The organism is Streptomyces sp. NPDC006393, assembly GCF_040628575.1.
Classification (GTDB): Bacteria; Actinomycetota; Actinomycetes; order Streptomycetales; family Streptomycetaceae; genus Streptomyces.
In genome coordinates, this window is the sequence record NZ_JBEXZD010000008.1 from 104,496 (window position 1) to 126,831 (window position 22,336).

Annotated in this window: 22 protein-coding genes; 15 read left to right on the forward strand and 7 right to left on the reverse strand. The window is 72.5% G+C overall.

The window, feature by feature from the left end; all coding sequences use genetic code 11:
* Positions 1 to 14: 14 nt before the first annotated feature.
* A complete protein-coding gene (locus ABZ484_RS06375) occupies positions 15 to 719 on the forward strand; it encodes a helix-turn-helix domain-containing protein (protein WP_358864726.1) in 705 nt (234 codons plus the stop codon).
* A gap of 85 nt (positions 720 to 804) precedes the next feature.
* Entirely contained in the window at positions 805 to 1,719 is a 915-nt protein-coding gene (locus tag ABZ484_RS06380) for a HipA family kinase (RefSeq protein ID WP_358864727.1), read from the forward strand.
* A 124-nt stretch (positions 1,720 to 1,843) separates the two neighbouring features.
* On the opposite strand, the gene aceB is transcribed toward ABZ484_RS06380, so the two are convergent.
* Together aceB and ABZ484_RS06390 are read right to left on the reverse strand one after the other, a co-directional pair.
* Positions 1,844 to 3,469 (reverse strand): malate synthase A, encoded by a 1,626-nt coding sequence (gene aceB, locus ABZ484_RS06385; protein WP_358864728.1) that lies wholly within the window; start codon positions 3,467 to 3,469, stop codon positions 1,844 to 1,846.
* A gap of 223 nt (positions 3,470 to 3,692) precedes the next feature.
* Positions 3,693 to 4,292 carry a nucleotidyltransferase family protein gene (locus ABZ484_RS06390; protein WP_358864729.1) on the reverse strand — a complete coding sequence of 200 codons (600 nt, stop codon included), beginning with the start codon at positions 4,290 to 4,292 and terminating at the stop codon, positions 3,693 to 3,695.
* Positions 4,293 to 4,436: 144 nt separating this feature from the next.
* On the opposite strand from ABZ484_RS06390, the gene ABZ484_RS06395 reads away from it, so the two are divergent.
* Positions 4,437 to 4,751 carry a DUF5955 family protein gene (locus ABZ484_RS06395; RefSeq protein WP_358864730.1) on the forward strand — a complete coding sequence of 105 codons (315 nt, stop codon included), beginning with the start codon at positions 4,437 to 4,439 and terminating at the stop codon, positions 4,749 to 4,751.
* A gap of 198 nt (positions 4,752 to 4,949) precedes the next feature.
* On the opposite strand, the gene ABZ484_RS06400 is transcribed toward ABZ484_RS06395, so the two are convergent.
* Positions 4,950 to 5,750 carry an IclR family transcriptional regulator gene (locus ABZ484_RS06400; protein ID WP_358864731.1) on the reverse strand — a complete coding sequence of 267 codons (801 nt, stop codon included), beginning with the start codon at positions 5,748 to 5,750 and terminating at the stop codon, positions 4,950 to 4,952.
* Positions 5,751 to 6,037: 287 nt separating this feature from the next.
* Here ABZ484_RS06400 and allB point away from each other — a divergent pair, with 287 nt between their 5' ends.
* Positions 6,038 to 7,378: an allantoinase AllB gene (gene allB, locus ABZ484_RS06405; protein WP_358864732.1), complete on the forward strand. Its 1,341-nt coding sequence runs from the start codon at positions 6,038 to 6,040 to the stop codon at positions 7,376 to 7,378.
* A 42-nt stretch (positions 7,379 to 7,420) separates the two neighbouring features.
* Positions 7,421 to 8,536: an allantoicase gene (alc, locus tag ABZ484_RS06410; protein ID WP_358864733.1), complete on the forward strand. Its 1,116-nt coding sequence runs from the start codon at positions 7,421 to 7,423 to the stop codon at positions 8,534 to 8,536.
* Between the two features lie 95 nt (positions 8,537 to 8,631).
* Here alc and ABZ484_RS06415 read toward each other — a convergent pair whose 3' ends face one another.
* On the reverse strand, positions 8,632 to 9,381 hold the full coding sequence (locus tag ABZ484_RS06415) for a 3-oxoacyl-ACP reductase family protein (protein WP_358864734.1): 750 nt from the start codon (positions 9,379 to 9,381) through the stop codon (positions 8,632 to 8,634).
* Between the two features lie 266 nt (positions 9,382 to 9,647).
* Between ABZ484_RS06415 and ABZ484_RS06420 the strand changes: the two genes are divergently transcribed.
* On the forward strand, positions 9,648 to 10,043 hold the full coding sequence (locus ABZ484_RS06420; RefSeq protein ID WP_358864735.1) for a ribonuclease domain-containing protein: 396 nt from the start codon (positions 9,648 to 9,650) through the stop codon (positions 10,041 to 10,043).
* Between the two features lie 82 nt (positions 10,044 to 10,125).
* Here ABZ484_RS06420 and ABZ484_RS06425 read toward each other — a convergent pair whose 3' ends face one another.
* Entirely contained in the window at positions 10,126 to 10,323 is a 198-nt protein-coding gene (locus ABZ484_RS06425; protein WP_358864736.1) for a hypothetical protein, read from the reverse strand.
* Positions 10,324 to 10,496: 173 nt separating this feature from the next.
* On the opposite strand from ABZ484_RS06425, the gene ABZ484_RS06430 reads away from it, so the two are divergent.
* Positions 10,497 to 11,759, forward strand: a complete 1,263-nt coding sequence (locus ABZ484_RS06430) for a histidine kinase (protein ID WP_358864737.1) — start codon at positions 10,497 to 10,499, stop codon at positions 11,757 to 11,759.
* A 94-nt stretch (positions 11,760 to 11,853) separates the two neighbouring features.
* On the opposite strand, the gene ABZ484_RS06435 is transcribed toward ABZ484_RS06430, so the two are convergent.
* The gene (locus ABZ484_RS06435; protein WP_358864738.1) at positions 11,854 to 12,819 is read right to left on the reverse strand and encodes an NADPH:quinone reductase; all 966 of its coding nucleotides are present in this window, start codon (positions 12,817 to 12,819) and stop codon (positions 11,854 to 11,856) included.
* 93 nt (positions 12,820 to 12,912) lie between these two features.
* Here ABZ484_RS06435 and ABZ484_RS06440 point away from each other — a divergent pair, with 93 nt between their 5' ends.
* Positions 12,913 to 13,584 carry a response regulator transcription factor gene (locus tag ABZ484_RS06440; RefSeq protein ID WP_358864739.1) on the forward strand — a complete coding sequence of 224 codons (672 nt, stop codon included), beginning with the start codon at positions 12,913 to 12,915 and terminating at the stop codon, positions 13,582 to 13,584.
* 76 nt (positions 13,585 to 13,660) lie between these two features.
* Positions 13,661 to 14,842 carry a cytochrome P450 gene (locus ABZ484_RS06445; RefSeq protein ID WP_358864740.1) on the forward strand — a complete coding sequence of 394 codons (1,182 nt, stop codon included), beginning with the start codon at positions 13,661 to 13,663 and terminating at the stop codon, positions 14,840 to 14,842.
* A 604-nt stretch (positions 14,843 to 15,446) separates the two neighbouring features.
* Here ABZ484_RS06445 and ABZ484_RS06450 read toward each other — a convergent pair.
* On the reverse strand, positions 15,447 to 16,469 hold the full coding sequence (locus ABZ484_RS06450; RefSeq protein WP_358864741.1) for a Gfo/Idh/MocA family oxidoreductase: 1,023 nt from the start codon (positions 16,467 to 16,469) through the stop codon (positions 15,447 to 15,449).
* A gap of 117 nt (positions 16,470 to 16,586) precedes the next feature.
* Here ABZ484_RS06450 and ABZ484_RS06455 point away from each other — a divergent pair, with 117 nt between their 5' ends.
* The 6 genes from ABZ484_RS06455 (at position 16,587) to ABZ484_RS06480 (ending at position 22,317) form a co-directional block, all read left to right on the forward strand.
* Positions 16,587 to 17,336, forward strand: coding sequence for a GntR family transcriptional regulator (locus tag ABZ484_RS06455; RefSeq protein ID WP_358864754.1), 750 nt, complete (start codon positions 16,587 to 16,589; stop codon positions 17,334 to 17,336).
* A gap of 231 nt (positions 17,337 to 17,567) precedes the next feature.
* Positions 17,568 to 18,572 (forward strand): sugar ABC transporter substrate-binding protein, encoded by a 1,005-nt coding sequence (locus ABZ484_RS06460; protein ID WP_358864742.1) that lies wholly within the window; start codon positions 17,568 to 17,570, stop codon positions 18,570 to 18,572.
* Positions 18,569 to 19,612, forward strand: coding sequence for an ABC transporter permease (locus tag ABZ484_RS06465; RefSeq protein WP_358864743.1), 1,044 nt, complete (start codon positions 18,569 to 18,571; stop codon positions 19,610 to 19,612). Before ABZ484_RS06460 ends, ABZ484_RS06465 begins: the two co-directional genes overlap by 4 nt.
* Positions 19,609 to 20,469 carry an ATP-binding cassette domain-containing protein gene (locus tag ABZ484_RS06470; RefSeq protein ID WP_358864744.1) on the forward strand — a complete coding sequence of 287 codons (861 nt, stop codon included), beginning with the start codon at positions 19,609 to 19,611 and terminating at the stop codon, positions 20,467 to 20,469. The genes ABZ484_RS06465 and ABZ484_RS06470 overlap by 4 nt, the downstream gene beginning before the upstream one ends.
* Before the next feature lie 118 nt (positions 20,470 to 20,587).
* Positions 20,588 to 21,736, forward strand: a complete 1,149-nt coding sequence (locus tag ABZ484_RS06475) for an ROK family glucokinase (RefSeq protein WP_358864745.1) — start codon at positions 20,588 to 20,590, stop codon at positions 21,734 to 21,736.
* The gene (locus ABZ484_RS06480) at positions 21,733 to 22,317 is read left to right on the forward strand and encodes a sugar kinase (RefSeq protein ID WP_358864746.1); all 585 of its coding nucleotides are present in this window, start codon (positions 21,733 to 21,735) and stop codon (positions 22,315 to 22,317) included. Before ABZ484_RS06475 ends, ABZ484_RS06480 begins: the two co-directional genes overlap by 4 nt.
* The last annotated feature ends 19 nt before the right edge of the window (positions 22,318 to 22,336 follow it).

The following is a 22,336-nucleotide window of genomic DNA, read 5'->3' on the forward strand; positions in this document are numbered from 1 at the left end:
GTAAAATTGGTGAAATGAGCGAGCAGACGTTGCATGATCCGGCCGGCCCGTCCGCCGTGGGCGAGAGCCGGGCGCATGTACTCGACGTACTGCGTGCCACGGCCGAAGCGGTGGGTGTGCGGGAGGTCGCCGAGCAGACGGGTCTGCACCCCAACACCGCCCGGTTCCACCTCGACACGCTGGTCAAGGAAGGACTCGCCGAGCGCCGCACCGAGGGACGCGGCCGGCCGGGCCGGCCCCGCACCGTCTACCACGCCGCCCCCTCGCACGTACCGGCAGGCCGCCGCAGCTACCAGCTGCTCGCCCAGATGCTCACCGGCCTCATCACCCAGGCACTGCCGCAGCCCGCGCAGGCCGCGGTCGACGCCGGTGAGGCATGGGGCCGCTACCTCGTCGACACGCCCTCACCCGCCCAGCGCATCGACATGGACGAGGCCGTCCGGCGGCTGACCCGGGTGCTCGCGGACGTCGGTTTCTCCCCCGGCCCCGTCCAGGACCGGCCGGACCGGGTCGTCCCGCTGCGCCACTGCCCGTTCCGGGAGGTCGCCGAGGAACACCGTGAGGTGGTGTGCTCCCTGCACCTGGGCCTCATGCGCGGCGCGCTGAAGGAAGTGCGCGCCCCCATCGGCGTCGAGCGGCTGGAGCCGTTCGTCGAGCCCTCGCTCTGCCTGGCCCACCTCACCCCCGTGGGAGAGGACCGGCCGGGACGCGCCGCCTGACGGCACCGGCGCACATCGCGCGGCTGTCACGCTCGGTTACTATGCTCTTTTCATGTCGGAAGCCGGAAGCTAGGGGCGTGGGAGCATGCTGAGGGAGGTCGCCGCGACCCGCTACGTCACACCTCTGCGCTCCGGCGGCTCCGTGCCCGCAGTCGTCGAGGCCGACGACCTCGGTACGTACGTCGTCAAGTTCACCGGCTCCGCGCAGGGCCGCAAGGCGCTGGTCGCCGAGGTGATCGTGGGGGAGCTGGCACGCGCCCTCGGGCTGCGCTTCCCCGAGCTGGTCCTGGTCCACTTCGACCCCGGGCTGGCCGCGCACGAACCGCACCAGGAGGTGCGCGACCTGCTCGACGCCAGCCACGGAGTCAACCTCGGCATGGACTATCTGCCGGGCGCGCGCGACTTCACCCCCGAGGTGGCGAAGACCTTCCCGGTGGATCCGCTGGAGGCCGGCCGGATCGTCTGGCTGGACGCGCTGACGGTGAACGTGGACCGGACCGTGCACAGCTCGAACCTGATGGTCTGGCCCACCCTCGGTGTCGCGCCCCCGCGCCTGTGGCTGATCGACCACGGCGCGGCCCTCGTCTTCCACCACCGCTGGGACACCTCGGCGCCGGAGAAGGCGTACGACTTCCGCCACCACGCCCTCGGCCACTACACGCCGGACGTCCGTGCCGCCGACGCCGAACTGGCGCCCAGGGTGACGCGGGAGCTGCTGGAGGAGGTCCTGGAGGAGGTGCCGGACGCCTGGCTCACCGACGAGCCCGGGTTCGCCGGCCCGGGCGAGGCCAGGGCCGCCTACGCCGACTATCTCGCCGCGCGGGTGGCGGCCTCGGCGGCCTGGCTGCCCACCGACTTCCCCAGCCGCGAGGAGCTGGCCGCGGAGGAGGCGCTGCGCGCGGCGAAGACGCAGCAGGGCCGGCCGAAGTGGCTCAAGCGGGTCCCGGACCTGCACGGCAAACCGCCCGCCGAACAGGACTGGTCGGCCCACCTGGGGTGACGGCCGCGCGGCCCCGGACGGTCGTGCGGCCGCGACGGCGCGCACCCGGGACGGCGCGACCCGGGACGGCCGTGTGGGGCCCCGGACGTCGACCGGGGCCCCACGCACGGTGCGGGTGCGGGCGTCAGCCCTCGAGCTGCTCGTACGCCGGCAGCGTCAGGAAGTCGGCGTAGTCCTCGTCGAGGGAGACCTTCAGCAGCAGGTCGTGGGCCTGCTGCCAGTGCCCGGCCGCGAAGGCCTCCTCGCCGGTCTCCTCCCGGATGTTCGCCAGTTCCTCGGCGGCGACCTTGCGGGCCAGCTCGGGCGTGGCCTTCTCGCCGTTCTCGAACTCGACGCCCGCGTTGATCCACTGCCAGATCTGCGAGCGGGAGATCTCGGCGGTGGCCGCGTCCTCCATGAGGTTGAAGATGGCGACCGCGCCGAGGCCGCGCAGCCAGGCCTCGATGTAGCGGATGCCGACCTGGACGGCGTTGACCAGGCCGCCGTAGGTGGGCTTGGCGTCCAGCGAGTCGATCGCGATGAGGTCCCCGGCCTTGACGCTCACGTCCTCGCGCAGCCGGTCCTTCTGGTTCGGCTTGTCGCCGAGCACCCTGTCGAAGGACTCCATGGCGATCGGCACCAGGTCCGGGTGGGCGACCCAGGAGCCGTCGAAGCCGTCGTTCGCCTCGCGGTCCTTGTCGGCGCGGACCTTCTCGAAGGCCACCTTGTTGACCTCGGCGTCGCGGCGGGAGGGGATGAAGGCCGCCATGCCGCCGATCGCGTGCGCGCCGCGCTTGTGGCAGGTGCGCACCAGGAGTTCGGTGTACGCGCGCATGAACGGGGCCGTCATCGTGACCGCGTTGCGGTCCGGCAGGACGAACTTCTCCCCGCCGTCACGGAAGTTCTTGACGATGGAGAACAGGTAGTCCCAGCGACCGGCGTTCAGCCCGGAGGCGTGGTCGCGCAGTTCGTAGAGGATCTCCTCCATCTCGTACGCGGCCGTGATCGTCTCGATCAGGACGGTGGCGCGGATCGTGCCCTGCGGGATGCCGACGTAATCCTGGGCGAAGACGAAGACCTCGTTCCACAGACGCGCCTCCAGGTGCGACTCGGTCTTCGGCAGGTAGAAGTACGGGCCCTTGCCGAGGTCCAGCAGACGCCGGGCGTTGTGGAAGAAGTACAGGCCGAAGTCGACGAGCGCGCCGGGGACCTGCCTGCCGTCGGCGTCGACCAGATGACGCTCGTTCAGGTGCCAGCCGCGCGGGCGCATGACAACCGTGGCGAGCTCCTCGGCCGGGCGCAGGGCGTAGGACTTCCCCGACACGGGGTCGGTGAAGTCGATGTTCCGGGTGTAGGCGTCGGTCAGGTTGAGCTGGCCGAGGACGACGTTCTCCCAGGTCGGGGCGGAGGCGTCCTCGAAGTCGGCGAGCCAGACCCGCGCGCCCGAGTTGAGCGCGTTGATGGTCATCTTGCGGTCGGTGGGACCGGTGATCTCGACCCGGCGGTCGTTCAGGGCCGCGGGGGCCGGCGCGACCCTCCAGGAGTCGTCCGCGCGGATCGCGGCCGTCTCGGGGAGGAAGTCGAGGGTGGAGGTGCGGGCGATCCCGGCGCGACGCTCGGCACGGCGGGCGAGGAGTTCGTCGCGGCGCGGCGTGAACCGCCGGTGCAGCTCCGCCACGAAGGCGAGCGCCGCGTCGGAGAGGACCTCTTCCTGCCGCGGCAGGGGCTCGGCGTCGACGATGGCCAGCGGCGACGGCGCTGGAGCGGACATGAGCTGTCACTTCCTTCGGGGGGAGCTTCTTCAGCGAACCACGTGCATCACCACCATGCCGTGGCACTGGATGCCAACCGGCATGAATGGGGTGTATGGCGCCCGCGGATCCGTCAGGCGCTTCTGAACAGTGGATACTAGTTTCCTCATGGTGGAAGTTCAATGGTTTGTTGATGTCGAGATTCTCTGGGTCGAGGCAAGGTGGCGCTCGGTGCCACCGCGCTCACTCGAGGTGGCCCAGATCCGCTTCGGTGTCGATGTCGTACGGCCGCGCCACGTCCCCGCACTCGACCAGGGTGATCGCGTCCGCGTGCTCCTTCAGGTAGGCGCGTGCCCCCCGGTCCCCGGTGGCACTCGCCGCGATGCCCGCCCAGTGATCGGCGCCGAGCAGGACGGGATGGCCGCGCACACCGTCGTACGCCCCGGAGACCAGTGACGTCTCGCCCCGGTAGGCGGCCAGGATCCGCGCCGCCGCCTCAGCGGTGATCCCCGGCTGGTCGACGAGAGAGACCAGCGCCGCCCGGGCGCCGGTACCGGAGAGGGACTCCAGCCCGGCCCGTAGCGAGGAGCCCATGCCCTGCTCCCAGTCCGGGTTGTCCACCAGGACACAGCCGTCGAGCCGGGCCTGCCGCCGTACGTCGTCCGCCCGCGCGCCGAGGACCACATGGACGCGCGCGCACCCGGCCGCGCGCAGGACCGCGACCGCGTGCTCCACCAGGGGCCGGCCCCGGTGGACCAGCAGTGCCTTGGGCCGGCCGCCGAGCCGCCGCCCGCCGCCCGCGGCCAGTACCAGCCCCGCGACCTCGTCATCTGTACGTGTCATGGGTCCTGCATACCTGACGGTCCGTCGGCCGTGCCGTGCGACGGGGGCTGAATTTCGGTCCGCGCGCTGGCGCACCCCGCCCCGGGTGGCGTTTACTGGCCCGGGTCCGGGGACTGCGCACAACGGCGTGCGAGGGGGAGGACTGTGTTGCGGAGCTTGGAACAGACGCCGGTGACGGGCAGCGGAGAGGATCCGAGGGTGGCGGAACTGCGCGCCGCCGTGTCCCGCTTACGCCGCGAACTCGCCGCCCACCCCGTCGAGTTCCCCGACCGTGCCATAGCCGAGGACGAACTCGCCGCCCTCGCCGCGATGGCCTCCCACGGCATCCCCGAGCTTCCGCGGCTGCGCCGCTCCCTGCTGCTGATCGCCGGATCGATCGGCTCGGTCAGCGCCCTGGCCCGCGGCCTGTCGGAGGTCCGCGCCGCGGTGGACCTGTTCGGGCAGCCACCGCGGGGCTGACCGCACGAACGGCACGGCGGCGGCGCCCGCGCGCTTCAGGGCCGGGCGCGGGGAGGTCGGCGCCCGCACGCTTCAGGGCCGGGCGCAGGAAGGCCGGCGCCCGCACGCTTCAGGACCGGGTACGGCGCTGCCGGCGCCCGCGCGCTTCGGCCCCGCCCCGGACGGGCCCCGGGTGGAGCAGGCCGCCGCCCGGCCGGTTCAGCCCGTCGGGCCCGAGCTGGCCAGGGCCTGGGAGAGCTCCTTCGCCACCTGCTGGAGCACCGGGACGATCCGCTCCTTCGCGGTCTCGGTGACACGGCCCGCCGGGCCGGAGATGGAGATCGCCGCGGACGTGGGGGAGTCCGGGATGGTGACCGCGATGCAGCGGACCCCTATCTCCTGCTCGTTGTCGTCCATGGCGTAACCGAGCCGGCGTACGTCCTCCAGGGCCGCCAGGAAGCCGTCCGGAGTGGTGATCGTCTTCTCCGTGGCGGCGGGCATGCCCGTCCGCGACAGCAGGGCGCGCACCTCGTCGTCCGGGGTGTGGGCGAGCAGCGCCTTGCCGACCCCCGTGGAGTGCGGCAGCACGCGCCGACCGACCTCGGTGAACATGCGCATCGAGTGCTTGGACGGCACCTGCGCCACGTACACGATCTCGTCGCCGTCCAGCAGGGCCATGTTCGCCGTCTCACCGGTCTCGTCGACCAGGCGGGCGAGGTAGGGGCGGGCCCAGGTGCCCAGCAGCCGGGAGGCGGACTCGCCCAGGCGGATCAGCCGGGGACCGAGCGCATACCGCCGGTTCGGCTGCTGGCGGACGTATCCGCAGGCCACGAGGGTCCGCATCAGACGGTGGATGGTGGGCAGCGGCAGTCCGCTGCTCGCGGAGAGCTCACTGAGACCGACCTCGCCGCCCGAGTCGGCCATCCGCTCCAGCAGATCGAAGGCGCGCTCGAGGGACTGGACGCCACCGCTGGCGGAGGACTTGGCGGAGTCGGTGGTGCTGGCGCTGGACGTCGGCACGGCGCGTTCCTTTCGAGGCTGGCAGGAAGGGCCAAAGCCTACCCGGGGGGCGGTTGACTCCCTGCCTGTACGGAACTACGTTCTGTCTGTCGGAATTCTAATTCCGCGTTGTGGAAACGTCCAGACTGCGCGCGGTGAGCTGCCGTTCGACGGTGCGCCCCTTGACGGGGTGGGTGCGGGAGTGAAGACTCCTTCAACAGAACGTTGAAGTCCGTTACGTGGCGTCCATCCGCGTACATCCAGTTTCCGTTTCGTGGAAGCACAAACAGTGGCAGAGAGGGGTCCGGGTGTCCGACGCTGAACTGGTGCTGCGCTCGACGCGCGTCATCACGCCCGAGGGGACGCGCGCCGCGTCGGTCGCGGTCGCCGACGGCACCATCACGGCCGTGCTGCCGCACGACGCGGACGTACCCGCGGGGGCCCGCCTGGAGGACTTCGGCGACGACGCCCTGCTGCCCGGCCTGGTCGACACCCACGTGCACGTCAACGACCCCGGCCGCACCGAGTGGGAGGGCTTCTGGACCGCCACGCGGGCCGCGGCGGCCGGCGGCATCACCACCCTGATCGACATGCCGCTCAACTCCCTGCCGCCCACCACCACGGTGGACAATCTGCGCGTCAAGCAGGACGTGGCCCGCGACAAGGCCCACATCGACGTCGGCTTCTGGGGCGGCGCCCTGCCCGGCAACGTCAAGGACCTGCGCCCGCTGCACGACGCCGGCGTCTTCGGCTTCAAGGCGTTCCTGTCGCCCTCGGGCGTGGACGAGTTCCCGCACCTCGGCCAGGACCAGCTGGCCGGATCGCTCGCCGAGATATCCGGCTTCGGCGGTCTGCTGATCGTGCACGCCGAGGACCCGCACCACCTCGCCGCCGCCCCGCAGCACGGCGGCCCCCGGTACACCGACTTCCTCGCCTCCCGCCCGCGCGACGCCGAGGACACCGCCATCGCCGCCCTGATCGCGCAGGCCAGGCGGCTGAACGCACGCGTCCACGTGCTGCACCTGTCCTCCAGCGACGCGCTGCCGCTGATCGCCGAGGCCAGGGCGGAGGGCGTGCGGATCACGGTCGAGACCTGCCCGCACTACCTGACCCTGACCGCCGAGGAGGTCCCGGACGGGGCCAGCGAGTTCAAGTGCTGCCCGCCCATCCGCGAGGCCGCCAACCAGGACCTGCTCTGGCAGGCGCTGGCCGACGGCACCATCGACTGCGTGGTCACCGACCACTCGCCCTCCACCGCCGACCTGAAGACCGACGACTTCGCCACCGCCTGGGGCGGCATCTCCTCGCTTCAGCTGAGCCTGTCCGCCGTGTGGACCGAGGCGCGCGGGCGCGGTCACGGCCTGGAGGACGTGGTTCGCTGGATGTCGGAGCGGACCGCGCGACTCGTCGGCCTCGACGGCCGCAAGGGCGCCATCGCACCCGGCCGTGACGCCGACTTCGCGGTGCTCGCGCCCGAGGAGACGTTCACCGTGGATCCGGCGGCCCTCCAGCACCGCAACCGCGTCACGGCCTACGCGGGCCGGACCCTCAGCGGCGTCGTGAGGTCCACCTGGCTGCGCGGCGAGCGGATCCTGGCGGACGGCGAGTTCACCGCGCCGAAGGGCCGCCTCCTCGACCGGACCACCTGACTCACCGCACCGGCCCACCACCGAAAGGAAGATCTGATCACCGTGACGGCGATTCCCAGCTTCACCGGCGACGCGAACCCCTACGGAGGCGGTGACCCGTACGCGGACTACCGCACCGCCGACTTCCCCTTCACCCAGCACGCCAACCTCGCCGACCGGCGGCTCGGTGCCGGTGTCATCGCCGCCAACGACGAGTTCTTCGCCCAGCGCGAGAACCTGCTGGTGCCCGAGCGCGCCGAGTTCGACCCCGAGCACTTCGGGCACAAGGGCAAGGTCATGGACGGCTGGGAGACCCGGCGGCGGCGCGGTGCCTCCGCCGGCCACCCCTGGCCCACCGAGGACGACCACGACTGGGCGCTGATCCGGCTCGGCGCGCCGGGCGTCGTGCGCGGCATCGTCGTCGACACGGCCCACTTCCGCGGCAACTACCCGCAGGCGGTGTCCGTCGAAGGCACCTCGGTGGCCGGCTCCCCGTCTCCGGAGGAGCTGCTGGCCGACGACGTCAAGTGGACGACGCTGGTCCCGCGCACCGCCGTCGGCGGCCACGCGGCCAACGGCTTCGCGGTCGATGTCGAGCAGCGCTTCACCCACCTGCGCCTCAAGCAGCACCCCGACGGCGGCATCGCCCGGCTGCGGGTGTACGGCGAGGTGGTCCCGGACCCGAAGTGGCTGGCGGCGCTCGGCACCTTCGACGTGGTCGCCCTGGAGAACGGCGGCCGGGTCGAGGACGCCTCCGACCTCTTCTACTCGCCGGCCACCAACACCATCCAGCCGGGCCGCTCCCGCAAGATGGACGACGGCTGGGAGACCCGGCGCCGTCGCGACCAGGGCAACGACTGGATCCGCTACCGGCTGGCCGCCCGGTCGGAGATCCGTGCCCTCGAGATCGACACCGCCTACCTCAAGGGCAACAGCGCGGGCTGGGCGTCGGTGTCCGTGAAGGACGGCGAGAACGGCGCGTGGACGGAGATCCTCCCGCGCACCCGCCTCCAGCCCGACACCAACCACCGCTTCGTACTGCCCACGCCCGCCGTCGGCACGCACGCGCGCGTGGACATCTTCCCGGACGGAGGCATCTCCCGCCTGCGCGTCTTCGGCACCCTGACACAGGAGGGCGCGGCCCACCTCGCGGCCCACCACCAGGAACTGGGCGGCTGACCCTCCCCGTCCCGCGGGTTCGCGGGGCCCCGCCCGAACGCGCGGGGCGCGTCGGCCTGACAGCACCGGCGTGCCCCGCGACGGCTGCCGTCGCGTCAGGCGGCGTGGCCGCCGTCCACCGCGAACTCGGTTCCGGTGACGTAGGCCGCCTCGGCGCTCGCCAGGTACGCCACCGTGGACGCCACCTCGGCGGTGGTGCCGAAGCGGCCCAGTGCCGTCATCTGCGCCTGGCCGGACGCGTAGGGCCCGTGGGCGGGGTTCATGTCGGTGTCGATCGGACCGGGGTGGACGATGTTCGCCGTGATCCCGCGCGGCCCGAGTTCCCGGGCGAGCGCCTTGGTCAGACCGATCAGGGCCGCCTTGCTCGTCGCGTAGAGGGTGCCCCCGGGTCCGGGGACGCGCTGGGTCATGCAGGTGCCGATGGTGACGATCCGGCCGCCGTGCCCCATGCGGGAGGCAGCCGCCTGGCAGGCCAGGAACACCGCGCGCACGTTGACGGCGAGCACCCGGTCGACATCGGCGAGCGTCAGGGACTCCACCGGTCCGAGCAGGCCGACCCCCGCGTTGTTCACCAGCACGTCGAGCCCGCCCAGTTCATCCACCGTTCGGCCCACGGCCCCCGCCGCCTCCCGCGGGTCGGCCGCGTCCGCACGCAGGGCCGTCGCCCGCCGGCCGAGCCGCTCCACGGCCCGTACGACGTCCTCCGCCGCCTCCTTCCCGTTCACATAGGTCACCGCCACGTCGTGGCCCTCGCGGGCGAGGCGCACCGCCGTCGCCGCACCGATGCCACGGCTGCCGCCGGTCACAAGAGCCACTTTGCCGTTCGTCCGCGCTGAAGAAGTCATGCCCCCATCCCAGCGGCCGGGCGGGCCGTGCGCTGGCGGCCAACGGACACCGACGTCAGCCGGCCGGCCGGCCAGCCGGGCGGTGTGGTGGGGCGGGGCGGGGCGGGGCGGGGCGAGCGGTGTGCCCGCGGCCCGGCACTCACTCGTGGAGGTGACGTGCGGGCGCCCGGTCGCAGGTGAACTCCCCGCGAATTCACGTGACTTGCCGGAAAACTCCACGTGGTTGTCATTGACATGCCACCGTCTACGCGCGTCATCATGAGCCCATGAGAATCCCCCCACGCATGACCCGCGTCGGCGCCGCCGGCGCCCTGCTGTCCGCCTTGCTCGTGGGCGGCACCGTCACCGCCGGCCCGGCGGACGCCACCACGGCCTCGGTCGGCAGCGTCTGCTACGGCGACCTGCCCTCCCAGGCGTACGACACACTCGACCTGATCGACCGGGGCGGGCCCTTCCCCTACTCCCAGGACGGCACCGTCTTCCAGAACCGCGAGAGCGTTCTGCCCCGGCAGTCGACCGGCTACTACCACGAGTACACGGTCGTCACCCCCGGCTCGCCCACCCGTGGAGCGCGGCGCATCGTCACCGGTGAGCGAAGCCAGGAGGACTACTACACCTCCGACCACTACGCGACGTTCGACCTGATCGACTTCGGCTGCTGATCCACGCCGCCGGGCACCCGGGCACCCAGGCGTCAGGGCGCCCGCGCGCCGGTCACCGGTCACCTCTCGCCAGGGCGCACGGTCACAGCTTCAGACGCTCGGCGGCGGCGAACAGCGCGCAGGCGAGCACGATCAGGACGAAGCTCACGAACACCTCGTAGCCGTGGAGGAAGGCCAGGCGCTGCACCAGTCCCACCTGCCAGTGGGTGAACCCCTGCACCAGGCCCAGCACGCCCTGCACCAGGGCGATGAATCCGAGTACTTCCAGAACCTGCTTCATGACCATGACTCTCGCCCCGCGGACCCCCCACGCACATCGGCCGCGGGGCGAGCCTCGCCCGCCGCACGTCTGCGGTCGCGGCGGCCCGCCGCGCCGAAAGTCCATTCCGCTGCGACTTCGGTCTCGATCCCCGGCCGGGGCCGGTGACCACCACCGGCGTCTGCGTACATTGGGTGAACGTGAGCAATGACGGGACGACGCCGCGATCGCCGGTGGTGACGAGGCGACGGTGGTGGCTGCCGTCCGCCGTGCTCGACGAACTCGACCCCGACGCCGGACGGCCCGGGCTGCCGGGACGGTCGCGGCGCACCGCGCGCGACTGGTTCGTCGACTTCTTCTGTTTCCTCCTGGCGGCGGCCCTGGGACTGGCCGCCGCCGACTCCCTGCGCAACGAGACACACCTGCCGCACGCCCTCGCCGTCGTCGACCAGGTGCTCGGCGCGCTGGCCTGCGGCGCGGTCTGGCTGCGCCGCAGGCACCCGCTGGGGCTGGCCGTCGCGATGATCCCCGTCGGCCTCGTCTCGAACACCTCGGCCGGCACCGGCCTCGTCGCCCTCTTCACGCTCGCCGTGCACCGGCCCTTCCGGTACGTCGCCTGGGCCGGGGGCGTCAGCCTCGCACTGCTCCCGGTCTTCTACTGGCTGCGCCCGGACCCGGACCTGCCGTACGCGGGTGTGGTCGCCTTCTCCGCCCTGCTGACCGTCTCGGTCATCGGCTGGGGCATGTTCGTACGGTCCAAACGGCAGCTCATGCTGAGCCTGCGCGACCGCGCCCGGCGCGCCGAGACGGAGGCGCGGCTGCGCGCCGAGCAGGCGCAGCGGCTCGCCCGCGAGGCCATCGCCCGCGAGATGCACGACGTCCTCGCCCACCGGCTGACCCTGCTGAGCGTGCACGCGGGGGCGCTGGAGTTCCGTCCCGACGCGCCCCGCGAGGAGGTCGCGCGGGCCGCCGGGGTCATCCGGGAGAGCGCGCACGAGGCCTTGCAGGACCTCCGGGAGATCATCGGTGTGCTGCGCACCGGCGACTCCGACGACGCCGGGCACCCCCAGCCGACTCTCGCCGCGCTGGACGCGCTGGTCGCCGAGTGCCGGGAGGCCGGCATGAAGGTCACGCTGACCGACGAGGTCACCGATCCGGCCGCCGTGCCCGCCTCCGTCGGCCGCACCGCCTACCGCGTCGCCCAGGAGGCTCTGACCAACGCCCGCAAACACGCCCCCGGCACCGAGGTCGCCGTGACCGTCACGGGTGCCGCCGGAGAGGGTCTGGCGATCTCCGTGCGCAACCCGGCTCCCGAGGGCGAGGTGCCCCACGTCCCCGGCTCCGGCCAGGGCCTGATCGGCCTCACCGAACGCGCCACCCTCGCGGGCGGCGCCCTGCGGCACGGTCCCACCAGTGACGGCGGCTTCGAGGTACGGGCGCGTCTTCCCTGGGAGTAGGCAGCCTCCGGGGGTGTCCCGCCGATCATGCCGGGCTCGCGGCGCCTGGCGGGGGCGGTCGGGCGGACGGCGGCGGTCCGACAGCGGGGATCGGTCAGGGATGAAGCACGACGCGCCGGCCGTGCAGGTCGCCCCGCTCCAGTCGGCGGTGGACCTCCGCGGCCTCGCTCATGGGGCGGTGCTCGACCGACCGGGGGCGCAGGCCGCCCGCCGCCAGCAGCTCGTCGATCGCGGCCGCCGCCTCGGCGAGTTCCGCGACCGTCGCATGGGAGATGACGAAGCCGCGCAGCGACCCGTCCTTCATGTAGAGCGGGCCGACCGGCAGCACCGGCTCGGCCCCGGGGCCGGCCATGAGGACGATGCGCCCACGGCGTGCGAGCAGGCCGACCGCGGCCCTGAGATCGTGATGGCCGGAGGTGTCGACATGGACGTCCACCCCGTGGGGCGCCAGCGCCGCCAGCCGCTCGGCGAGGCCGTCGGCGCGGTAGTCCAGGACCTCCGCCGCCCCCAGCGACCGTACGTGGGCGTGGTCACGCGGCGCCGCCGTCGCGAGCACTCGGGCCCCCGCCCGTGCCGCGAGCTCCACCAGCGCGCTGCCCACGTTGCCGCCCGCGCCGCCGACCAGCACCGTCTCGCCCGGGCGCAGCCCGCCGTGCGTGTGCAGGGCCAGATGGGCGGTGGCGGCGGGATGGAACACGGCCACCGCCTCCTCCGGGCGTACACCGGCCGGCAGCCGGTACAGGCGGTCGGCGGGCACCACGGCCTGCTCGGCGGTCGCCCCCTGCCGCCCGTCGTGGCCGAGGCTGTCGCACCACACCGTCTCGCCCACGGCGAAGCCGCATCCGGGTGAGACGACGGTGCCCACGAGATCGCGCCCGATGACGAACGGCAGGGGGACCGGCGTACGGAACACCCCGGAGCGGACGAAGGTGTCCACCGGATTGACCGTGGTCACCAGGACGTCCACCAGCACCTCGCCGGGACCCGGCACGGGCGCGGGCAGCTCACCCCAGCGGATGACGTCGGGTGAACCCAGTCGCTCGATGTACGCGGCACGCATGATCGATCATTCTCCCACCGGGCCGCCGGGTGCGCGTCCGGCGACGGCGGGCCGGTTTGGCCGGCGCGCCGGCGGTTTGGTTGGGTGGGGCCCATGACCGCGATCCGACTGCTCCTCGTGGACGACGACCCGCTGGTGAGGGCGGGGCTGTCCCTCATGATGGGCGGCGCCGAGGACATCGAGATCGTCGGCGAGGCGGCCGACGGCAGCGAGGTGGAGGCCCTGGTGGAGCGCACCAGGCCGGACGTCGTCCTCATGGACGTACGGATGCCGGGCGTGGACGGCCTGACGGCCACCGAGCGGCTGCGGGGACGCCCCGACGCACCGCAGATCGTGGTCCTGACCACCTTCCACGCCGACGAGCAGGTGCTGCGGGCGCTGCGCGCGGGCGCGGCCGGGTTCGTGCTCAAGGACACCCCGCCGGCCGAGATCGTCGAGGCGGTGCGCCGGGTCGCGGCGGGCGACCCGGTGCTCTCGCCGACCGTCACCCGCCAGCTGATACGGCACGCGGCCGGCGACGCCGCCGACGACCGGCGCACCCGCGCGCGGGAACGCGTCACCGCCCTCAACGAGCGGGAGCGGGAGGTGGCCGTCCGCGTCGGCCGGGGTCTGGCCAACGCCCAGATCGCCGCGGAACTGTTCATGAGCGTCGCCACCGTCAAGACCCACGTCTCGCGCATCCTGGCCAAGCTCGACCTCGGCAACCGGGTGCAGATCGCGCTGCTCGCCCACGACGCCGGGCTCCTCGAGGACGACAGGACCTAGGGTTCCGGGCACTTGCAGGAGGTGCCGTGCGTTGCCGGGTCAGGGGGAGCCGCTCGTGCTCCGGAGGGGAGTGGTGATGGCGGACGTGATCGATCTGACCGAGTACGGGGAGGGGTTCCGCGAGGACCCGCACCCGGTCTACGCGCGCCTTCGCGAACTCGGCCCGGTCCACTGGGTACGGCTGCCACCGCCCGAGGGCTACGACACCTGGCTCGTCGTCGGACACGAAGAGGCGCGCGCCGCCCTCGCCGACCCGAGGCTGGTCAAGGACGCCGGCGCGGTGGACGTGACGTTCCTCGAGGAGCAGACGATCGGCAAGCACCTGCTGATCACCGATCCGCCGCAGCACACGCGGCTGCGCTCGCTGGTGACCCGCGCGTTCACCGCCCGCCGGGTCGAGGCGCTGCGGCCCCGGGTCCAGCAGATCACCGACGAGCTGCTGGACGCCATGCTGCCGCGCGGACGCGCCGACCTCGTGGAGGCCTTCGCGTACCCGCTGCCGATCACGGTCATCTGCGAGCTGCTCGGCGTGCCGGAGATCGACCGGGCCGCGTTCCGCGAGATGTCGAACGAGGTGGTCGCGCCGACCAGCGACGAGGCGAACCTGCGGGCCGTGGAGCGGCTGGGTGCCTACCTCACCGAGTTGATCGAGGACAAGCGGTCCGCCGGCCCGGCCGACGACCTGCTCAGCGACCTGATCCGCACCACCGCCGAGGACGGTGACCGGCTCTCCCCCGGGGAGCTGCGCGGCATGGCCTTCCTGCTGCTGATCGCGGGCCACGAGACCACGGTCAACCTCATCACCAACAGCGTGCACGCCCTGCTCACCCACCCCGACCAGCTCGCCGCACTGCGCGCCGACCTCGATCTCGTCGACGGCGCCGTCGAGGAGACGCTGCGCCACGAGGGCCCGGTGGAGAACGCCACGTTCCGGTACGCGGCCGAGCCGCTCCAGATCGCCGGTACCGCCATCGCGCGGGGCGAGCCGGTGATGATCGGCCTCACCGCGTCCGGCCGGGACGGCAGCCGCTTCCCCGCCCCGGACCGCTTCGACATCCACCGTGACACCCGCGGCCACCTCGCCTTCGGTCACGGCATGCACTACTGCCTCGGTGCCCCCCTGGCCCGCCTGGAGGCCCGCACCGCCCTGCGCGGGCTCCTCCACCGCGCCCCCGGCCTCGCCCTCGACGGCCCGCCGGGCGAGTGGCTGCCGGGCATGTTGATCCGGGGCGTCCGAAGCCTGCCGGTCCGCTGGTAGCCGCGGCCGACCGGCGGTCATCCCCGCGGACCGTCGCGGGGGGCCGGATGCGGGCCGGGGACGGACACGGGCGAGGACGGCCGTCGGCCGCCCGGACCGACGGCTCACGTCGGGGGATCGGACCGCGTCCGATGGATGCCCGTCGGTGGATGCCCGTGGGAGCCGGTCGACGTGGCGGCGGATGCCGACGGGGCCGGGCGGCGCGTCCGCGGATGCCGGTGAGCCCGGAGGCATCGGCCCAAGCTCGGTCGCACGGCGGCTGTCAGGCCCGGGTTCCTGCGTAGGGCGGCTGTCCGGCGCCGTGTTCCTGCGTAGGGCGGCTGTCCGGCGCCGGGCTCCCGCGGACGGCGACCACCCGACTCCGGGTTCCTGCGTACGGCGGAGACCCTGGCCCCGAGTCCCCGCGTACGGCGGCCGCCCAGGCCCCGAGTTCCTGCTAATGGGGGCCACCCGACTCCGGGTTCCTGCGTACGGCGGCGACCCTGGCCCCGAGTCCCCGCGTACGGCGGCCGCCCAGGCCCCGAGTTCCTGCTAACGGGGGCCACCCGACTCCGAGTTCCCGCGTACGGCGGCCGCCCAGGCCCCGAGTTCCTGCGTAAGGCGGCTACCCGGCCCACGCCCGGGCTTCTCCGGCGATCTCCGCGAGGCCGACCGCGCGGTGCTCGCGGCGGGAGAGTTCGCAGGCCTCGGCGATGCGCAGGGACTGGAGGGCCTCGCGTCCGTCGCACGGGTTGGGCCGTGCGCCGAGCACCAGTTCGACGAAGGCGCACAGCTCGGCCTCGTAGGCCGGGCCGAAGCGCTCCAGGAACCCGGTCCACGGCTTGTCCGCGGCCGGTGGCCCGGTCGGCTCGGTGGACGCGATGGGCGTCCGGTCGTCGAGGCCGACCACGATCTGGTCCAGCTCTCCGGCCAGCTCCATGCGGACGTCGTAGCCCGCGCCATTCAGCCGGGTCGCCGTGGCCGTGGCGAGGGTGCCGTCGTCGAGGGTCAGCACCGCCGCGCAGGTGTCGACGTCGCCCGCCTCGCGGAACATCGCGGGACCGGCGTCGGACCCGGTGGCGTACACGTCGACGACCTCACGTCCCGTCACCCAGCGCAGTACGTCGAAGTCGTGGATCAGCGTGTCCCGGAACAGCCCGCCGGACAGCGCCAGCCACGCGGCGGCCGGCGGTGCCTGGTCGGAGGTGAGCGCGCGCACGGTGTGCAGCCGGCCGAGCCGGCCCGAGCGCACCGCCTCCCGGGCACCGGCGTAGCCCGCGTCGAAACGCCGCTGGAAACCCATCTGGAGGATCGTGCCGGCCGCCTCCACCTCCGCGAGGGCGTGCAACGTGCCCGGCAGGTCCAGGGCGATCGGCTTCTCGCAGAACACCGGGAGTCCCGAGCGTGCCGCCCGGCCGATCAGTTCGGCGTGCGCCGAGGTCGCCGTGGTGATCACCACGGCGTCCACGCCCCAGGTGAAGATCTCGTCCACCCCGGGCGCCGCCGTCTCGCCCAGCCGGTGGGCCAGCGCCTGCGCCCGCGCCGGGTCGGCGTCCGTGAGGATCAGCGAGCCGACGTCGCGATGACGGCTGAGCGTGTTCGCATGGACGGTGCCGATACGGCCCGTACCGATGACCCCGATGCGCATGGAAACAAAGTGGGGGCGGACCCGGGCCCCTGTCAATCTCCATGTCCGGACAATCTGACTACACGACTTCCCGTCAACCGGCCACGGGGCTACGCTCGGCCCGTGCCGAAACCAGTCGTGGACCCCACCGCCCCGCTCGATCTCCGCGTGGACCGGAGCTCGCCGGTGCCGTTGTACTTCCAGCTGGCGCAGCAGCTGGAGGCGGCGATCGAGCACGGCGCCCTCACCCCCGGCAGCCTGCTGGGCAACGAGATCGAGCTCGCCGCACGGCTCGGCCTGTCCCGGCCCACCGTCCGCCAGGCCATCCAGTCGCTCGTCGACAAGGGCCTGCTGGTGCGCCGCCGCGGTGTCGGCACCCAGGTCGTGCACAGCCAGGTCAAGCGCCCGCTGGAGCTGAGCAGCCTCTACGACGACCTGGAGGCGGCCGGGCAACGGCCGGCGACCACGGTCCTGGTCAACACGGTCGTCCCGGCCTCCGCCGAGGTCGCCGCGGCCCTCGGCGTGGCCGAGGACGGCGACGTGCAGCGCATCGAACGGCTGCGGCTCGCGCACGGCGAGCCGATGGCGTATCTGGTCAACCACCTCCCCCTGGGTCTCCTGGACCTGGACACCGGGCAGCTGGAGGCGACCGGCCTGTACCGGCTGATGCGCTCCGCCGGGATCACCCTCCACAGCGCCCGCCAGTCCATCGGCGCCCGTGCCGCGACCCGCGACGAGGCCGAGCGGCTCGGCGAGGAGGAGGGCGCCGCCCTGCTCACCATGCAGCGCACCACGTTCGACGACACCGGCCGCGCCGTGGAGTTCGGCACCCACACCTACCGGCCCTCCCGCTACTCCTTCGAATTCCAGCTGCTCGTACGGTCCTGAGCGGCGCCCGGCCCTGTCCCCTTCCGCGAGCGTGGTGCCCCCGCCTCCGGCGCGCGTGGCTTCACCTCCGGCGTGCATGGCTTCGTCGCAATGTCCGGACAATGTGACCGCGCTCCGCTCCCCGGCCGTCCGTTCCGCCGCGCCCGTGTCCGATAATGGGATGTTCGGGGCTGATGGGATCGCCGTCAGCCCCGCGCGTACGTTCGAACACGGCAAGAAGGGCACGGCCTCGTGGCACGATTTCCAACCTGGGTAGGCATCGCGCTGGCAGGGGCACTGTCGCTGTCCCTCGCGGGATGCAGCAGCACCGGCGGCAAACGGGCGGAGGACGCCCGCAAGGCCGCGGCGGCCCAGGGAAGGGCGGCGGTGAACACTCCCCGCTGGACCTTCGCGATGATCACCCACTCCGGTGACGGCGACACCTTCTGGGACATCGTGCAGAGCGGTGCCAAGCAGGCCGCCGTCAAGGACAACATCAACTTCCTGTACTCGCACGACGACGAGGCCCAGCAGCAGGCGCAGCTCGTCGACGCGGCCGTGGACAAGAAGGTCGACGGCATCATCGTCACGCTGGCCAAGCCCGACGCGCTGAAGGCGGCCCTGGCCCGCGCCGAGAAGGCGGGCATCCCGGTCATCACGGTGAACTCCGGCTCGGCCCAGTCCAAGGCGTTCGGCGCGCTCACCCACGTCGGCCAGGACGAGACCGTGGCCGGCCAGGCCGTGGGGGAGGAGCTGACCAAGCGCGGGAAGAGGAGGGCCCTGTGCGTCCTGCACGAGCAGGGCAACGTCGGCCACGAGCAGCGCTGCGCCGGTGTGGCGAAGACGTTCGCCGGCAAGGTCGAGAACCTCTACGTCAACGGCACCGACATGCCGGACGTACAGTCCGCGATCGAGGCCAAGCTCCAGGCCGACAAGTCCGTCGACGCGGTCGTCACCCTCGGCGCCCCGTACGCGGACACGGCCGTGAAGGCGAAGACGGACGCGGGCAGCAAAGCGGAGATCGACACCTTCGACCTCAACGCCAAGGTCGCCGCCGAGCTCAGGGACGGCACGCTCGGCTTCGCCGTCGACCAGCAGCCGTACCTCCAGGGCTACCAGGCCGTCGACCTGCTGTGGCTGTACAAGTACAACGGCGACGTCCTCGGCGGCGGCAGGCCCGTGCTCACCGGCCCGCAGATCGTCACCAAGGACCAGGCGGCCGCGCTGGAGGAGTACGCGAAGCGGGGCACCCGATGAGCGCGACCATGGAACGAACGGCTGACGAAAGGATTCTTCAGAGCTCTCCGCTGCGGAAGCTGCTCTCCCGCCCCGAGCTGGGCTCGGTCGTCGGCGCACTCGCCGTCTTCGTCTTCTTCGCCGTCGCCGCCGACGGCTTCCTGCGTGCCTCCAGCCTCAGCACCGTCCTGTACGCGTCGTCGACGATCGGCATCATGGCGGTCCCGGTCGCCCTGCTGATGATCGGCGGCGAGTTCGACCTGTCCGCGGGCGTGATGGTGACCTCCTCGGCGCTGATCTCGTCGATGTTCAGCTACCAGATGACGGCGAACACCTGGGTCGGCGTGGGCGTCTCGCTCCTGGTGACCCTCGCGGTCGGCGCCTTCAACGGCTTCATGCTCACCCGCACCAAGCTGCCCAGCTTCATCATCACGCTCGGCACCTTCCTGATGCTGACCGGCATGAACCTCGGCTTCACCAAGCTGATCGACGGCACGGTCTCCACCAAGACCATCGCCGACATGGAAGGCTTCACGAGCGCCCACGCCGTCTTCGCCTCGACCCTGACGATCGGCGGTGTCCAGGTCAAGGTCACCATCCTGTGGTGGCTGGGCCTGGTCGCCCTCGCCTCCTGGATCCTGCTGCGCACCCGCGCCGGCAACTGGATCTTCGCGGTGGGCGGCAACCAGGACGCGGCCCGCGCGGTCGGGGTACCGGTCACCAGGACCAAGATCGCCCTCTACATGGGCGTGGCCCTCGGCGCCTGGATCTCCGGCCAGCACCTGCTGTTCTCCTTCGACGCCGTCCAGTCCGGCGAGGGCGTCGGCAACGAACTGATCTACATCATCGCCGCCGTCATCGGCGGCTGCCTGATCACCGGCGGCCACGGCAGCGCCGTCGGCTCGGCGGTCGGCGCGCTCCTGTTCGGCATGACCAGCAAGGGCATCGTCTTCGCCGAGTGGAACCCCGACTGGTTCAAGTTCTTCCTGGGAGCGATGCTGCTCCTCGCGACCCTGCTGAACGCCTGGGTCCGCAAGCGCGCGGAGGCGACGACGACATGACCGAGACCACCGGGCGCACGCCGGAGGCCGTCGAGCGCACGCCGGAGACCACCGGGCGCACACCAGGAACCCCCGAGCGCGCGCCGCTGATCGAGCTGACCGACGTCAGCAAGCACTACGGCACCGTCCGCGCCCTCCAGGGCGTCTCCATGGAGGTCCACGCGGGCGAGATCACCTGCGTCCTCGGCGACAACGGCGCCGGCAAGTCGACGCTGATCAAGACGATCGCCGGCCTGCACCGGCACGACGGCGGCACCCTGCGCATCGAGGGCGAGGAGACCCGGCTCGCCTCCCCGCGCGACGCCCTGGACCGCGGTATCGCCACGGTCTACCAGGACCTGGCGGTCGTCCCCCTGATGCCGGTCTGGCGCAACTTCTTCCTCGGCTCCGAGCCCCGCAAGGGCGCGGGCCCGTTCAAGCGCCTCGACATCGGCCTCATGCGCCGCACCACCCGCGAGGCCCTGCTCCGCATGGGCATCGACCTCCGGGACGTCGACCAGCCCATCGGCACCCTGTCCGGCGGTGAACGCCAGTGCGTGGCGATCGCGCGGGCGGTCCACTTCGGGGCGAAGGTGCTGATCCTGGACGAGCCGACGGCGGCGCTCGGCGTGAAGCAGTCCGGCGTGGTCCTGAAGTACGTGGCCGCCGCCCGGGACCAGGGCCTCGGTGTTGTCCTCATCACGCACAACCCGCACCACGCGTACCTCGTGGGGGACCGCTTCGTGCTGCTGAAGCGGGGCACGATGGTGGGCCGTCACACACGCGAGGAGATCACCCTGGAGGAGCTGACCCGTCAGATGGCGGGCGGCAGCGAGCTCGACGACCTCCGTCACGAGCTGGAGAAAAGCACTCCGTAGGGCGAGGCGGGGACCCGCTCGTACGGCCTCCACGCGCGTGCGTGCGGGCCGTACGGGACACCCGCCCCTCCATGCCCCCTACGACACCCTTACCGGCGGTGCGGCAGAATCGAGGCCGATGAGCACCTACCGCGACCTCACCGCCCCCATCGGCTCCCGCCGCGCCCCCGTGCTGCGCACGGTCGGCACCCGGGAGCGCCGCTCGCACCTGACCGCACCCCGGGTGCCCACGGTCGGGATCGACATCGGCGGCACCAAGGTGATGGCGGGCGTCGTCGACGCCGACGGCAACATCCTGGAGAGGCTCCGCACGGAGACCCCGGACAAGTCCAAGAGCCCGAAGGTCGTCGAGGACACCATCGTCGAGCTGGTCCTGGACCTCTCCGACCGGCACGACGTGCACGCCGTCGGCATCGGCGCGGCCGGCTGGGTCGACGCCGACCGCAACCGGGTGCTGTTCGCCCCCCACCTGTCCTGGCGCAACGAGCCGCTGCGCGACCGACTCTCCGAACGCCTGTCCGTGCCGGTCCTGGTCGACAACGACGCCAACGCCGCCGCCTGGGCCGAGTGGCGCTTCGGCGCAGGCCGCGACGAGGACCACCTCGTCATGATCACGCTCGGCACCGGCATCGGCGGCGCGATCCTGGAGGACGGCCAGGTCAAGCGGGGCAGGTACGGCGTCGCCGGCGAGTTCGGGCACATGCAGGTCGTGCCCGGCGGCCACCGTTGTCCCTGCGGCAACCGCGGCTGCTGGGAGCAGTACAGCTCCGGCAACGCCCTGGTGCGCGAGGCGCGCGAACTGGCCGCGGCCGACTCCCCGGTGGCCTACGGGATCATCGAGCACGTCAAGGGCTCCATCTCCGACATCACCGGCCCGATGATCACCGAGTTGGCCCGCGAGGGCGACGCCATGTGCATCGAGCTGCTGGAGGACATCGGTCAGTGGCTCGGCGTCGGCATCGCCAACCTGGCCGCCGCCCTCGACCCGTCCTGCTTCGTCATCGGCGGCGGCGTCTCCGCGGCCGACGACCTGCTGATCGGCCCCGCCCGGGACGCCTTCAAACGCCACCTCACCGGCCGCGGCTACCGCCCCGAGGCCCGCATCGTGCGCGCGCAGCTCGGCCCCGAGGCCGGCATGGTCGGCGCCGCCGACCTCGCCCGGCTCGTCGCCCGCCGCTTCCGGCGCGCCAAGCGGCGCCGCGTGGAGCGCCACGAGCGCTACGAGCGGTACGCCGAGGCCCGGCGGGCGGCCCGGGAGGCGCTGTGACGATGTCGCTGCCACGCCAGGCGACGCCCCCCGACGCACCACCGCCCCGGCCGGCCGAGGACCGCCGGCACCGCAACAGCCGCCGGGCCCTCACCCTGCTGATCATCGTGCTGCTGATCGGCGTGCCGGCCGGCTATCTGGTCATCTCCGCCAACCAGAGCCGCGACAGCGGCAAGGACAAGGAGGCCAAGTACGCGGCGACCGGCCTCACCCCCACCTATCCCGCCAAGGTGCAGCGCCGCCTCTACCAGGTGCCGATCCCGCACCCGGCCGACCGCGTCGCCTCCTACGAGACGAACAACTGGAAGACCAGCCGTCTCTACGTCCAGTTCCGCACCACCCAGGCCGGCCTCGACACCTACCTCGACGCCATGGGCGTGAACCGGAACGACCTGAAGAAGGGCGCCATCACCATCAGCGCCCGCGACCAGAAGATCAGCGGCTGGAAGTTCACCGGCCCCGGACCCTGGTGGGGCCTGAGCCACCACCAGAAGAACCCCGCGCCCACCCAGGACGTCATCGTGAACCTCTCCAACCCGGTTCTGCCGATGGTCTACGTCGTCTCCCGCACCGTCCCCTGACGCCGGGCGCCCTCCGGCC